The 14,593-nt window shown below is 66.4% G+C and carries 8 protein-coding genes; 1 reads left to right on the top strand and 7 read right to left on the bottom strand.

All coding sequences use genetic code 11. The features are described from left to right. Nucleotides 1–285 precede the first annotated feature (285 nt). The 7 genes from F7O44_RS30995 to F7O44_RS08660 form a co-directional block, all read right to left on the bottom strand. The gene (locus tag F7O44_RS30995; RefSeq protein WP_162449814.1) at nucleotides 286–5,751 is read right to left on the bottom strand and encodes a ThuA domain-containing protein; all 5,466 of its coding nucleotides are present in this window, start codon (nucleotides 5,749–5,751) and stop codon (nucleotides 286–288) included. A gap of 122 nt (nucleotides 5,752–5,873) precedes the next feature. Next, complete coding sequence (locus F7O44_RS08685) at nucleotides 5,874–6,728, bottom strand: TIM barrel protein (protein ID WP_162449813.1); 855 nt, start codon at nucleotides 6,726–6,728, stop codon at nucleotides 5,874–5,876. 207 nt (nucleotides 6,729–6,935) lie between these two features. Beyond that, nucleotides 6,936–8,219, bottom strand: a complete 1,284-nt coding sequence (locus F7O44_RS08680; protein ID WP_162449812.1) for a substrate-binding domain-containing protein — start codon at nucleotides 8,217–8,219, stop codon at nucleotides 6,936–6,938. 13 nt (nucleotides 8,220–8,232) lie between these two features. Beyond that, nucleotides 8,233–9,324 (bottom strand): ABC transporter permease, encoded by a 1,092-nt coding sequence (locus F7O44_RS08675; protein ID WP_162449811.1) that lies wholly within the window; start codon nucleotides 9,322–9,324, stop codon nucleotides 8,233–8,235. Then, complete coding sequence (locus tag F7O44_RS08670; protein ID WP_162449810.1) at nucleotides 9,321–10,430, bottom strand: ABC transporter permease; 1,110 nt, start codon at nucleotides 10,428–10,430, stop codon at nucleotides 9,321–9,323. The genes F7O44_RS08675 and F7O44_RS08670 overlap by 4 nt, the downstream gene beginning before the upstream one ends. Beyond that, nucleotides 10,427–11,968: a sugar ABC transporter ATP-binding protein gene (locus tag F7O44_RS08665; RefSeq protein WP_162449809.1), complete on the bottom strand. Its 1,542-nt coding sequence runs from the start codon at nucleotides 11,966–11,968 to the stop codon at nucleotides 10,427–10,429. The genes F7O44_RS08670 and F7O44_RS08665 overlap by 4 nt, the downstream gene beginning before the upstream one ends. After that, entirely contained in the window at nucleotides 11,965–13,101 is a 1,137-nt protein-coding gene (locus F7O44_RS08660; RefSeq protein WP_162450074.1) for a Gfo/Idh/MocA family oxidoreductase, read from the bottom strand. Before F7O44_RS08660 ends, F7O44_RS08665 begins: the two co-directional genes overlap by 4 nt. A gap of 114 nt (nucleotides 13,102–13,215) precedes the next feature. Here F7O44_RS08660 and F7O44_RS08655 point away from each other — a divergent pair, with 114 nt between their 5' ends. After that, nucleotides 13,216–14,424 (top strand): ROK family protein, encoded by a 1,209-nt coding sequence (locus tag F7O44_RS08655; protein ID WP_162449808.1) that lies wholly within the window; start codon nucleotides 13,216–13,218, stop codon nucleotides 14,422–14,424. The last annotated feature ends 169 nt before the right edge of the window (nucleotides 14,425–14,593 follow it).

Here is a 14,593-nt window from a genome sequence, read left to right as displayed (position 1 = left end):
TTCTCACGTCTTCACTTAATCAAGCCCGCCCTTATCGGTGATCGTGAGCGGATTTCAGCTGTTCCCAGCAGCACAAAAGGGCGCAAACCGGGCAAGGTAACAGCTGAAATCCGCTCACGATCACCGATAAGGGCGGGTGCGGACACGACAACAGCGGGCTGGCACCGCACAGATGGCGGCACCAACCCGCTGTCGCGTCGCTCGTCGGGTGTCAGATCAGCTGTCGGGTGTCACATCAACCCTCGAACCTAGATCACCCTGTGGTGTCAGATCAGCTGTCGGGCGTCAGAGCTGCGATCGCAGCGCTTCAGCCAGGTCGACCAGCTGTGCCGTCACCTCCTCGTCGTCGACGTCTTCGGCGAAGGAGATGAACCGGTCGAGGGCCTGTTCGGCCTGGCCGGTCTGGCCCCGGTTGGCCGCGCGCTCGGCGATGGACAGCTGCGTGCGCAACTGGTTGTAGTCGCGCCGCTGGATCCGACCGTCTTGATGCAGCTCATCGAGCAACGCCTGCGCTCCCGCATAGGTCACCTCGACCTCGAAGGACACCGTCGCCTCAGCGGTGTTGCCCGCTTCGTCGACGGCCACGGCGGTGAGCGTGTGCTGCCCCGCCTCAGGGATGAACGTCGACGGGTTGTCGACGGCCACACCGTTGAGTTCGAACTCCAACGAGGCCACGCCGGACACCGTGTCCTCGGCTTCGGCACTCACCGTGAGCTCGGTGCCGAGGTCGTAGACCGCGCCGTCGTCAACGCCGTCCACACTCAGCTCCGGCGCGGTCGCGTCCAGTCGGATCGTGACTTCCTCCGGATCGGAGACGTTGCCGGCCTCGTCGGTTCCCCGGAACTCGAGGTCGTGTACGCCGTCCGCGCTGATCTCCAGCGCCTCGGTGTACTCCGCCCAGTCGCCGCCATCGGTGCGCACCTCGATGTGCACGTCACCGCCGGTGTCGTCGGTGGCCGTGGCGGTGACCGTCACCGTGTTCACGTACCAGCCGTTGTCGCCGTCCGGATCGGCCGGATCCACGACGACGTCCACCACCGGTGGTGTCGTGTCGTCGTCCGCACCGATGACGCGGAAGTAGTCGACGTACGCGTCGACCTCGATCGCGCCGGTGTCACCGGCCGCAACCGGGCCTACGGTGGCGTCCTGCTTCAGCTCAGCCGAGCCGTCCAGGGCGGTCCATTGCTCACCATCGACCGAGTAGGCCGCTGTGAGTTCCGATCCGTCGCTGGCCAGGCGCAGGTGCACCGTGTCGGGGTCACCGGGGACCGCGACGTTGTTGGCGTGCCACGTCCGCGAACCATTGGTCTCGGACTGGAACTCGAGGAACCGGTTGGTCGCCGAACTGGCGGTGTAGCTCACCCGGACGTAGTTGTCGTCGTCCGCGTGCAGCATCAAGCCGCCATATTGCCATTCCCGAGTGTGCTCGAGCGTGAGCCGGGTCTCGATCTCCCACTCGCCCTCGAGAGCCGGCTGGCCGAGGTAGCTGATCGGGCCAGGCTCGCTCTCGTTGATGTCGCCGTTGGTGACCGGCAGCACGAGCTGACCGTCCACCTGGGTGACCTCCGCGCCCGGGGCGGTACGCAAGACGCTCCAGCGGCAGCCGTCCAGCGCGTCACCGTCGAACTCGTCCGACGGTTCCCGGACGCCACCATCAGGATCATCGTCCGGGCACTCCAGCTCCGGATCATCCGGATCATCCGGGTCCTGCGGGTCGAGGTCGAGCTCGAAGTCCGAGAAGACCGCCCGGCTGGTCTGGTTGGCGTTGTGCGCCGTGACGACCATGCCGATGTCCTGGATGTCGGCGGCACCTGGGAGCACCTCGGACGGTCCGACCTGGATGAAGTTCTCTCCGTCGGAACTCCGGTATGCGGTGTAGGTGTCTCCGTCGCGGACAATGCGCACCCACGCCGGATACTCGTGCTGCCCACCGCCGTCACTGGCATTGAGCTGGCCGTTGCCGGTCGTATCCCGCAGCCACTCGTAGGCGTTTCCGGCCCGCATCGTCATCGCCGCGTATCCCGGAGACGTGCCGGGCGAGGTGACGTCGTTGCGGACGATGAGACCGGCTTTCGCCGAGTTGTTGGTGTTCTGCTGGCTTTCGATCTTGACCGTCGCGGCCCAGCGATCGCCGGCAGCCGACGGCAGGTACAGGGAACCGTATTCGTCGGTTGCCTGCCACATGTTCCCGCCGTTCGCGGTGATGGCCCACTCGTTGCCGCCCAGGCGCTCGAACTCCGCCGTTGTATTGGCGAAGGTCTCGAAGTCGCCGAACAGTTCACCGACCTGAACACGCACGATCCTCGACGTCGTGGTCAGACCCAGGTCGTTTGTGGCCACCGCCGTCAGCTGGTACACCTTCTCCTCGTCGACGTCCCACGTCACGGTGTACGGCGCGGAATCGTCGACGCCGATGGAGTCGCCGTCCACGAAGAACTCGACCTGGGTGATCTCGTTCTCCGCATCCGCGGCTTCGGCGGTGATCTCGATCTCACCGGTCTCGAGTTGTTCGCTCCCGTCCGGCGACGTGATGCGCACGTCCGGCCGGGTCTCCGGCGAGATGCCCTTGCCCTCGGCCTCGAAGAAGTTCACCCGCACGTCCGACGTGTCCGGGAAGACGAGGTACAGCGCAAAGGTCTCCCCCGGATCATCGGGTTCGACGGTGACGTCGACAAACCGGGACAGCCCGCCGGTTGCGGGAACGTCGGCCGTACCAAGTAGGTCGCCGTCCGGCGCGTCCCGGCGCAACTCGATAGTGCCGCCCGCGGCAGAGGCCACCCGCAACGCGATCGAGTCGATGTTGGTGAGGTTCACCGGATCGTACGCCGCCCAGGCGCCGCCACTCCCGGAGATGACCTCGTTACCTGCCTCGACGTCGTTGTTGCTCGCCGTGGTGATGCCGTCGGATGACGTGTAGTGCTCAGCCTGCTTGAACTTCGGCTGCAGCACCACCGTCTGCGACCCCACGAGTGGCGGCGCGGTGTCAGTACCCTCGTCGGTGTAGCGGCCATCGAGGACATAGAACGCGTTGTCCGTCCTCGAGTGCCCACTCAGGCCGGCCGTGATCGAACCGGTCAACCCTTGGATCGGATCGAACGAGTGAGCGTGGTCGTCATGGCCGATAGCCGGCTGGACAACCGCGTTCTCTTCGACGATCTCCTCGTCCTCCGGGTCACTGATGTTGAGATCCCAGCTGATCTCGTCGCCCCACTCGAAGAACCCGCCGTCCGGCGGCCAGTTGAACTCGACATCCGGCCGCGTATTGCCGACGGTGATGGTGGCCACCGCGACACCGGTCATGCCGTTCTCGTTGGTCACCGTCAGCCTGGCGCTGTACACGCCGTCGTCGGTATAGGTGTGCGTGGGGTTCGCCTCGGTGGTATCGGTCTCACCGTCGTTCTCGAAGTCCCACTCGTAGGTCAGCGAACCGCCCTCGGGGTCGTGGCTCTTCTCGCTGGAGAACTCCACTTCCAGCGGGCTGTGTCCGGAGTCCGGTGTCGCCTCGGCGACCGCGATCGGCGACCTGCCGTCCGGCACGTAGTCGATCCGGTACAGACCCGAGTCCGGGTTGTGCCGGCCGAAACCACCGCCCCACTCGAGGACGTACAGCGAGCCATCGGCACCGAACTTCATCTCGATCGGCGCCAACCACTGCTGTTCCGGCGGCGGCAGGAAGTGGTTGATCTTCTGCAGCCGGTCGCCCTCCGGGGCGTCGTGGTCGACGATCATCGAGTACAGGCGGTTCTTCGACCATTCATAGAAGAACGGCTTGCCGCTGTAGTACTCGGGGAACTTGGTCTCCGACTGGTTGTCCGGGTCGAACTGGTAGAACGGTCCGCCCATAGGAGCCAGCCCGCCGCCTTGCGGGATGATCTCCGGCACGGTGGACATCTGGTAGCCGTAGACCATGTCGTTCATCACTACCGGCGGAAGCTCCTGCAGACCCGTGTTCCGCGGTGAGTCATTGATCGGGTTGTCGCAGTCGAACAAGTCACCGAAGGTCCGCGGCGTGGTGGTGTAGTCCACGTCGCGGTACGGCCGCTTGTCGCCGTGGCACATCGGCCAGCCGTAGTTACCCGGCTCGGTGATCAGGGTCCACGAGACCATACCGGTCGGGCCATAATTGCCACAGTTGTTCGGATTGTTGCAGTCCGGGCCGTAGTCAGCCATTCCGATATGTCCGGTCACCGGATCCACCGCGAACCTGAACGGGTTGCGGAAACCCATGGCGTAGATCTCGGGCAGCGCCAGCTCAGGGTCATACGTGCCGTCCGGGAACAGGTGGTCGAACCGGCCGCTGTTGAACATGTTGCCGTCGGGCACGGTGTACCCGCCGTCCGCTTGAGGTGTGATCCGCAGCAGCTTTCCGCGCAGGTCAGCGGTGTTCGCCGAGGTTTCGCGCGCGTCGTGGAAGGTGCCCTCGATCGTCGAGAGCGGCGCCGACGACGGCGACGGCTCGGAATGCGGGTTGATGTCGTCACCAATCGACAACAAGAGGTTGCCGTCAGGGTCGAAACCCAGCCCACCGCCGGTGTGACCCGGCTGGTCGAACCGTTGTTTCGGGATCTCGATGACCACCGATTCGGAGTCGGGGTCGATGACGTTACCTTCCCCGACCGTGAACCGGGAGAGCCGGTTGACGTAGACCGGCTCGTTGCTCACCGGTGCGTAGTAGACGTACAGCCAGCCGTTCTCCTCGAAGTCCGGATCGAGCACGATCGACTTCATCCCGTCCTCACCGCCGGAGTAGACCGGAATGGTGAGCGCGGTGGTGGTTGTGTGCGTCTCCGGGTTGAACACCCGGATCTGGCCACGGACCAGCTCGGTGAAGAACACCCGCCCGTCCGGCGCGATGTCCATGCCGAACGGCGCGCTGGTGTCGGTGTCGAGCGACACCTTGTCGAACGAGTCCCACACGGTCCCGCCGCAGTCACCCTCGGCCGCACCGGCGATCCACTGGATGCCGCCGACCATGTGCTGGATCACTTCCGGCTCGTCGTAGTGCGCCGGGAAGTGGCCGAGCGCCGTGGCCCAGGCCCGGCCGCCGTCGTACATCTTGCACCACGCGAGCGGGTGGTCGTAGCCCATGGCGTGCTGCCCGGGGTTGTACGTGGTCTCGTCGATGGACAGCAGCACGTGGGCGTCGCCGCGGACGTTGGTGGAGAAGTTGTACCACTCGTCATTGCGGACCCACTCGAAACCCTCGAGGTGCGCCGTCGACGGGTGGGTGCTGTCCTCCACCTGCACGGTTGCTTGGAGACCGTTTTCCGCCGGGTTGTTGTCGGCATGCCCGGGCATCAGCGTGCCGACGAGATCGTCCCACCACTGGTAGTTGCCGCGCATGTCAGTGGCGTTGTGGATCGCGGCGATGCCGTTGCCGGCCTGCTGGTACCGCTCCATGGCGGCCTTCTGCTCGGCGTTCCAGGGATCGCCGTTGGTGTGGAACATCACCAGGCCGTCGAACTGAGCCAGGTCCTCATCGGTGAAAATAGCGGGGTCGTCGGTCGCCACCGAGGTGATGCCCACGTCCTCCAGCGCGTCCTGCAGAACCGGGGTGCCGTACTCGATCGCCGCGTCGTGCCAGGGGCCGGCTGCCGTCGCCGTGAAGATCAGCACATGCGCGTCGCCATGCTCGTCGTCCGGGTGTTCGTGCGCCACCGAAGGAACGGTAGCAAGCAACGAGATCCCCATTGCTGCGGTGATGGTTCCGGCCAGCGGCCGCTTCCACCATCGTCGTCGGGCCACGTTCATTCAAGTCCCTCCAAGATGAGGCCCGCAAAACCGGCGTCGCCGGAAGTCGGGTCCTCCAAGAGCTTCTGATGTATTCGAAGCCCGCACGGCGTGCCGGCGCCGGCGGTCCGGTCCGATCGTGGCTAGCGCACCACTCCCTTCAGAAAAGCCACGCCTTCGGTAGCGATCGCATCCTGGCTCGAGGCCAGGGGCCGCCAGATCGACGCCGCGGTCGCGATGGTCTCGTTCTCCGCGGTGAACGACTCGATGACCAACGGCCCCTTGTACTCCGCGGCGTCGATCGCGGCCACGATGCCCGGCCAGTCCAGATGATCCGCCCCAGGCGCTCCCCGGTCGTTGGCGCACACCTGTACGTGGGCGATTCGACCGGACGCGCGCCGGATCGCGGCCGGAACATCACGTTCTTCGATGTTCATGTGGTAAACGTCGAGCGCCAGTCCACATCCGGCTGGCGGTAGGCCCTCGATCGCTTCGAGTGCCTGCTCCACCGTGTTGATCAGACTGGTCTCATACCGGTTGAGGGGTTCGATGGCAACGCTCACATCCGCCGCCATGGCATGCTCGACCACCGGCGCCAGGCCGTCACGGAGCTCCGCGTAACGGTCGCGGCGCTCGGCAGCGTCCATTCGCCAGGTCCGGCCCACCGAGGCATACGCCGGGCCGGCGATCACCGGTGATCCGACCACGGCAGCGACGTCAACGACGTGTCGAAGGTAGTCGCGAGTGGCGGCGACCGTTCCCCGGTCGGTCGCCACCAGCTCGCGGCCCTCTCCCATCACCAGGACGACGCTGGCGGACAAGCCCAGCGCGTCCAGGAGCTTGGTGGCGCGCTGCGGGTCCCAGTCGCCGGGGTTCTCCACCGGCAACTCGATGACGTCGAACCCCCACCCGGCGATCCGGGGGGCCAGCTCGGCCAGCCCCTGATCGGTGAGCGGCGATGTCCACACCCATGTATTGACACCAAGCTTCCTGGTCACTTCGGTCCTTTCCGGGCTGAGAGGTCACGCGATTTCTTGGTCTTGGAGGCCCCGGCAAACGGAGTCTCTCCATGGTGTGGCGGGCATCAGCGAGGAAGGTCGATGGCGAAGCCTCTCTCCGACCGAGTCTGCTGGGCGGGGAGAGACCCCGCTTGCCGGGGCCACTCACACGGCGCGCGACCTCTCGTGCCGCACTCGTTGGTCGGACTAGCGGTCCTGCCACACGTCCGGGAAGCCAGGCAGGTCCTCGCCACCGAACTTGGCGTAGTGCAGGCTCGGCATCTCGGCGTTGCGGTCGAGGAACTCGTCGCGGTCGGCCTCGGTGATCGGCTCCTGCGGAAGCACCCACTCGCTGGGCACCTCCTCGCCGTTCCAGATCATGACGGCCGCCTCGATCGGCGTACGCCACTGGAAGTTCGAGTACACCGGCGCGATCCCGGTCAGCCCGGTCTCCTGCCACTTACGCATGAAGCTCAGTTCGTCCTCGCCCGCGATCACCGGGTAGTCGTTCCCGGTGTCCTCGAACGCCTCGATGGCGGCCACCGCGCCGTCACCGGCGTCCATCCAGATGCCGTCCACGTCGCCCCGCTGCAGGTACTGCGTCACAGTGTCCTTGATCTGCGCGCCGTCACCACCGGTGAACTCGTATCCCAGCACGTCCAGTTCACTGGCGCCGAAGATCTCCTGAGCGGCCGCCCAGCGGTGCTCCAGCACGTCCACGCCAGCGAGGATGCGCAGCGCCAGCACCGTCGAGCCCGGCTCCAGGCTGTCGACCAGGAACTCCGCGGCGTCGGCACCGTAGGCGTAGCCGCCGATCGGGTGGATGAAGGTCACCATGCAGTCGGTGTTGACACCACGGTCGAAGACGATCACCGGGACGTCGCTGTCGCAGGCCGCCTGAACCGCCGGCGTCAGGGTGGCCGTGGTCGACGGCGAGACGATCAGCGCATCGCAGTCACCAGCGTCGATGAACGTCTGGATGTCCGAGATCTGCTGGTTGTCATCGTCCGCAGCGTCGGAGACGCGGAACTCGCCGATGTCGCCGCTGTCCTGGTAGACCTCGACCTGCTGCTGCATCGTGATCCAGCCCGTCACCCGCCACGGGTTGCTCACCGAGGCATTGGAGAAGCACAGCGTGTTATCGCCGCCGTTCGCATACTCCGACGTGTCGGTCCAATCCGGGTCGATCGCCTGCAGCCACGGCTGATCTGCCGGACCTTCCGGCTCGATGTCACGCTGAGCGAGCTGCCGCTCGTAATCGGCCCGAACGAACCAGTCGTCGTCCGCACGCTCATCGTCGTCGCTGGCGTCATCGTCACTGGCGTCGTCATCGTCACCGTCGTCGGGCTCATCGTCGTCGGCATCGGCGTCGGCTTCAACAGCGACGTCGTCGATCGGATCGGCCGCGTCGTCCGGATCATCCGTGGTACAGGCTGACAATGCCAGGGCTACCGCGGCAGCGCTGGCTAGGAAAATGCGGGACTTGCGCATTTGGTGCCTCCCTCTAGGTTGTGGAACGACTCTCGCCATCTCGGGAATGGGCTGGTTCAGGGAAATCCGGCTCGGGGGGATCCGGTTCGGGAGAATGGAGTGGTTCGGAAGGCGCGACGGGGCGAGACCGCTCCCGTGCGGCGTAGGCGACCGCGGCGATGATGATCACGCCTTGAGCGGCCGGTCGGATGGTGGACGGCAGGGCCAGCTGGTTGAACAGGGTGAACAACGCCTGCAGCGTCAGTGCCCCGCCCATCGCGCCGATGACGGTGCCGCGGCCGCCGCCGAGCACCACCCCGCCCAGGACCACCGCGGTGATCGCCGAGAACTCGAGCCCCTGGCCGACCTGTGCAGTCACACCGGCGAAGCCGCCGATGAGGACCGCCGCGAAGGTCGCCATGACGCTGGACAGCACGAAGGCAGCGGTACGGACCTTCCATACCCGGGCACCGGAGAAGGCTGCCGAGCGCTCGTTGTCCCCGGTGGCGACCAGCACCTTGCCGTAGGAGCTGCGCATCAGCACGATCGCGGCGACGACGAACACGACGAGGATGACCAGCGCCCACGGCAGCTGGCGCACCACCGGCATGTCGAGTCCGCCCCTGCCCGGCTGCCGGAACGCCTCGGACAACGCACCGGTCGGTGCGCCGCCGGTCCAGAGCCGGACCGCCCCGAACAGCACCAGCATCATCCCGAGCGTCGTGATCAGCGACTGCACCTTCAGCACGGTGGTGATCAGGCCATTAACCAGACCCACGAGCACGCCGAAGGCCAGCATCAGGAGCAGGACCGGGATGGTCCGGCCTTCCTCCCCGTCGATGAGCCGCGCCGCGATGACCACCTGGGCGCCCACCAGCGAACCAACCGAAAGGTCGAGCTCACCGGAGACGATGACGAAATACTGGCCGATCGCCAGCAACACGAGGGGCGCGGCAGTCTTGATGAACGCCATCAGCGACGGCGGCTCGAAGAAGCTCACATTGACGAAGGCGATGACCACGCAGATCACCAGGAGCAGCGCGAACACCGTCCCGCTGCCACCGCCGAACAGCCGGCCGGTCGCCGCCGTGACCTGGTTGCCACGCTGGGTCAGGCTCGGGTTCATCGTGTGTCACCCCCTTGCGCGGTTTCCGTCGCGCCTGATCCCGCAGGGACTGGAGTGGGCGGCTCCGGTGGATCGGCTCCGCCGCCGTCGTCGCCGCCGTTGAACCGGTCTCGTCTGGCTTGGCGGTCGAGCTGGCGGCGGGCGTAGATGGCGACCGCGGCGATGATGATCACGCCACGAAGGACGTCCTTGAAGAAGGGATCCACCTGCAAGATGTTGAAGACGGTGTCGAGGACCGCCAGGATCAGCACCCCGCCGATGGTGCCCGCGATACCGCCCCGCCCGCCGAGCAGGAGCGTCCCGCCGAGCACCACGGCCGCGATGGAGTCGAGTTCGTAGAGGTTGTTGTAGACCAGCGAGCTTCCGGTTCCGAATCGAGCGGCGATGAGCAAGCCGGCCAGCCCCGCGCACAGCGAACACAACACGTGAGCGGTGATCATCACCCGTCCGGTCCGGATGCCCGACATCCGGGCGACCTCGGCGTTCCCGCCCACGGCGAACATGTGGTAGCCGGTGCGACTCTTGCGCAGGAACATGATCCCCGCCACGGCGATCACGAGCATCACCGCCGTCGACAGCGGCAGAAAGCCCAGGCGGGTGTAGCCGAACTGCTGGAACTCGCTGGGCACGTCGCCGGACGGGCCTTGGTACTGAGTGTCGAGATAACCCTTGATGATCAGCCCCATGCCCAGGGTGGTGATGAACGGGTTCACCTTGAGTACGGTGATGATCAGGCCGTTCGCCAGCCCGATCAATCCGGAAACCACCAGAACAGCAGCCACGCCGAACAGGATGCGGTCGGCCTGCCCGGCCATCGTCGTCGCCGCGATCAGGCTGGTCAGGGCGACCACGTAGCCGACCGAAAGGTCGAGCGAGCGGCACAGAATGGCGAAGGTCTGGCCGATCGCGATGAACCCCAAGAGGCTGGACCGGGTGAACATGTCGATGAGGTTGCCGGTGCTGAACAGGTTCGCGCCTCGCATACCGACCAGCACCGCGCTGACGGCCACGATGGCGAACAGCGCCACGAACACCAGCTCGGTCGGCCCCAGGTTCCACTTCTTGGGGGTGGACCGACGTTGCGACACGTCGACGCTCTGGGTCATCGCTCCCCTGCCTTCTTGGTGTGACCAGTAGCCAGCCCCATCACGGTCTCCTCATCGGAGCCCGCGGGGACCTCGCCTACGATCCGGCCGTCCTTGAGAACCACGATCCGGTCGGCCATACCAATCACTTCGGGCAATTCGGATGAGATCATCAGGATCGCCACGCCGTTGGCCGCAAGCTCGCGCATGAGCGTGTACACGCGTTGTTTGGCTCCGACGTCGATTCCTCGGGTCGGCTCGTCGAGGAGGATCACTGACGGCTCGGTGGCCAGCCATTTCGCCAGCACCACCTTCTGCTGGTTTCCGCCGGAGAGGAACCGGACCTCCTGGTCGTTGCCGCGGGCGACGAGTTCGAGCGACGACAAGATGCCAGGTATGCGCCGGGCACGTCGCGCGGCTTGCCGGGGTGTCACGGCGTCCAGCACCAGGCGGGCGTTGGCTAGCACCGACTGATTCAGCACGAGCCCTTCGGCCTTGCGGTCCTCCGTCACCAGTGCCAGCCCGGCGCGAACCGCTTGGCGTGGCGAGCGGATCTGTATCCGGCGCCCGTCCAGCCACACCTGCCCGCGGGTGAAGCGGTCGATGCCGAACAGCGCCTGCGCGATCTCAGTCCGCCCGCTGCCCTGTAGACCGGCCAGCGCGGTGATCTCGCCGGCCCGAAGCTCGAGGTCGATGCCGTCCAGCTGGGTGTTACCGCCACCAGTGACCTGCAGGCGTACGTCACCCGGGGCCGTGCCTTCGATCTTGTCCGGGAAGAAACTGGAGATCGGCCGTCCCACCATCAGCCTCACCAGCTCGTCGGAGCTGATCCGCGTGGTGTCGACAGTGTCGACCAGGACGCCGTCCTTCAGGATGGTCACCCGGTCGGACAGGTCGAAGATCTCCTTGAGCCGGTGCGACACATAGAGCACAGCCACGCCACGTTTGCGCATCGTACCGATCAGCCGGTACAGCACCTCGACCTCTTCGTCGGCGAGCGCCGCGGTCGGCTCGTCCATGGAGATGATGCGGGCGTCGTAGGAGAGCGCTTTGACGATCTCCACGATCTGCTGCCCGGCTACCGACAGCGAGCGCACCCGGGTCTGCGGGGTGAGCCAGTTGAGTCCGAGATCAGCGAGCAGGGCGGCGGTGTCGGCGTTCATCTGGGCGGCGTCGACCAGCCCGCGATTCCGGGGCTCACGACCGAGGAAGACGTTCTCCGCCACGGTGCGCTCGGGCAGCAGATTGAACTCCTGGAACACCGTCGAGACACCGGCATGCTGAGCTTGCAGCGGATGCTCGAATGTCACGACATCGCCGTCCAGCTCGATGCTGCCGGCGTCGGGCTGATACACCCCGGCGAGGATCTTCATCAGCGTCGACTTTCCAGCGCCGTTCTCGCCGACCAGCGCATGAACCTCACCGGCACGCACGTCGAGATCGATCCCGAAGAGCACCTGAACGCCCAGGAACGACTTGTCGAGGCCTCGCACACGAACCAGTGGCGCATCTGTCGCGGTGCCGCCACCTCGGGTTTCGTCAACCGGGATCGCGGTCATCCGCCCACCTCCACCCATGTGTGCTGACGCGCCGAAGCGACCACGGCCTCGGCAACGCGCGCGGCCCGCAGCCCGTCGTCGAAGGTCGGCAGCCCGTCGGGCCAGCCCCCGCCCACGGCGGAACGCGTGTCGGCGACAAAAGAGTCGAAGCAGTCCTGGTAGCCCTGCGGATGACCGGACGGAACCCGGGCGTAGCACGCCGCGGGCGGGCTCAACGTCTCCGGATCGCGGACCAGGATGCTGCTGCGGTCTCGTCCGCCCCACCACAGGAACTCGGAATTCTCCTGGTCGAAGGCGAGCGACGACTTCGATCCGGAGATCTCGAGCAGGAGGCGGTTCTTCCGGCCCGCCGAGACCTGGCTGATCACGAACGAGCCGATGACGCCGGCGACGGTGGCGAACTGGACGACGACGATGTCCTCGGTGGCCACCTGGCGCGGATCGCCGTCGCCGCGGTGCTCGTTGACGGTCGAAGCCTGGGCCGAGACCCGGGCTATCCGATCTCCGGTGACGAACTCGAGAAGGTCGCACCAGTGGGAGCCGATGTCACCGAAGGCGCGAGTGGGACCGCCCACGTGCGGGTCCACCCGCCAGTTGTCGTCGGTGGGCCGCAGCAGCCAGTCCTGCAGGTATCCGCCGTGCGCCAGGAACACGGTGCCGACCTCGCCCCGGCGCACCTTCTCCCGCGCCTCACGCACCATCGGATGAAAGCGGTAGACGAACGGGACGGTGGCCACCCGCTCCGCCCTGCGGGCCGCGGCGGTCATGACGGCCGCCGACTCCGCCGACACGGACAGCGGCTTCTCGCAGACCACGTGCTTGCCTGCCTCGATGGCCGCGAGCACCGCCGATTCGTGCAGGTTGTTGGGCGTACACACGTGGACCACGTCGACGTCGGGCGACTCCAGCGCCTCGTCGAGAGAGCGGAACACCTGTTCCGAGTACATCTCCGGCAAGGCCGTCGTAGCTCGTTCGACGCTCGATCCCACGATCCCGACCACCCGGCCACCCGCGACGTGAACGGCTCGGGAGTGCACCCGGCCCATGAAGCCGGTGCCGACGATTGCGGCTCGGTAGGCGGTGCTCCGGTTCGGGTTCAGACGGTCAACGTCTTGATGTGTGATCGGCGCCATACTCATGAGAGGACGGTAGAGCGACTTTTGTTCATCCGTCAAGCAAAAGTTGCCTACTTGTTACTGATTCATGAACAGATCACGCGTCAAGGAACCGTGTGTTTCACTAGTCCCATGCTCGAAAGCGCCGACGAAACAGCATCACGGTCGCTGGCGACAGTCCTGGAGAACGGCACCACCCCAGGCGCCGGCGTCCTGTTCCAACTGCTCCGCGACGGTCTACCCCGCACGCGCGCCCAGCTGGCGACCGAGACCGGCCTCGCCCGCTCCACGATCACCCAGCGGGTGGACGCCCTGTTGGGCAGCAACCTCATCGGCCCAGCCGATAAGGCAGCGTCTACCGGGGGAAGGCCGCCCGCCCGGTTCGCTTTCAACCCGGGAGCCAGGGTCGTTCTCGCGGCCGACATCGGCGCGACACATGCCAGGCTCGCCGTCACCGACCTCGCCGGGGCCATGCTGGCCGAAGCTCGCGGAGCGTTGGAGGTGGCCAGCGGCCCGGAGAAGGTGCTCGACTGGGTCGCCACCACCGGGCAGCAACTGCTGGAGGAATCCGGCCACCTTCCCCAGCTGCTCGGCGTAGGCATCGGCCTGCCCGGCCCGGTTGAGCACTCCACCGGGCGTCCGGTCAACCCGCCGATCATGCCCGGATGGGACGGCTACGACGTCCAAGGGCACCTGCGCGACCGGTTCGGCGTCGTCGCGCTGGTGGACAACGACGTGAACATCATGGCGCTGGGAGAACACTTCACGCAGTGGAGCAGCGCGCCGCACATGATGTTCGTCAAGGTCGCCACAGGCATCGGCAGCGGCCTGATCAGCGACGGCCGGCTGCACCGCGGCGCACAGGGCGCCGCCGGCGACATGGGCCACGTCCAGGTACCCCGCGGCGCCAAAGTGCCCTGCCGGTGCGGCAACGAAGGCTGCCTCGAGGCCGTGGCCAGCGGCGCTGCCATCGCGGCGCAACTCTCCGCGCGCGGCATCGACGCCACCTCGAGCCGCGACGTCGTCACCCACGCCCGGGCCGGATCCGTCGACGCTCTCCAGCTTCTGCGTCAGGCCGGCCGCGACATCGGGGATGTACTCGCCGCCGCCGTCAGCCTGTTCAACCCGTCGGTGATCGTCGTCGGCGGCTCCCTTTCGCGAGCCGGCGAGCATCTCATCGCCGGGGTCCGCGAGGTCGTCTACCTGCGCTCACTCCCGCTGGCCACGCAGCACCTGCGGATCGTCCAATCGCACACCGGCGACCGGGCCGGCATCATCGGCGCGGCGGTCATGGTGATCGACCACGCGCTCTCACCTGCCCAGGTGGACTCCCTGATCTGAGTTCCTGCGGCTATGAACTGGAATATTCCGCATTCCTGCGCGCCGGCGCGGAGAACCTCATCGACGAACAACGAGCGCACCTCGCCCGCGGCTACCGCAACCGCAGTAACTACCGCCTACGCCTGCCCCTCGTCACCGGAGGTCTCGACATCACACCCCTACCGGATGT

The organism is Phytoactinopolyspora mesophila (genome assembly GCF_010122465.1).
GTDB classification, from domain to species: domain Bacteria; phylum Actinomycetota; class Actinomycetes; order Jiangellales; family Jiangellaceae; genus Phytoactinopolyspora; species Phytoactinopolyspora mesophila.
Note: the sequence above shows the minus strand (reverse complement) of the source record. Positions and strands in the feature narration are given on the sequence as shown.

Bases quoted from the DNA above. Each gene is read 5' to 3' on its own strand.
- F7O44_RS30995 (WP_162449814.1), bottom strand. From the start codon at position 5,751: ATGAACGTGGCCCGACGACGATGGTGGAAGCGGCCGCTGGCCGGAACC.
- F7O44_RS08680 (WP_162449812.1), bottom strand. From the start codon at position 8,219: ATGCGCAAGTCCCGCATTTTCCTAGCCAGCGCTGCCGCGGTAGCCCTG.
- F7O44_RS08675 (WP_162449811.1), bottom strand. From the start codon at position 9,324: ATGAACCCGAGCCTGACCCAGCGTGGCAACCAGGTCACGGCGGCGACC.
- F7O44_RS08670 (WP_162449810.1), bottom strand. From the start codon at position 10,430: ATGACCCAGAGCGTCGACGTGTCGCAACGTCGGTCCACCCCCAAGAAG.
- F7O44_RS08665 (WP_162449809.1), bottom strand. From the start codon at position 11,968: ATGACCGCGATCCCGGTTGACGAAACCCGAGGTGGCGGCACCGCGACA.
- F7O44_RS08660 (WP_162450074.1), bottom strand. From the start codon at position 13,101: ATGGCGCCGATCACACATCAAGACGTTGACCGTCTGAACCCGAACCGG.
- F7O44_RS08655 (WP_162449808.1), top strand. From the start codon at position 13,216: ATGCTCGAAAGCGCCGACGAAACAGCATCACGGTCGCTGGCGACAGTC.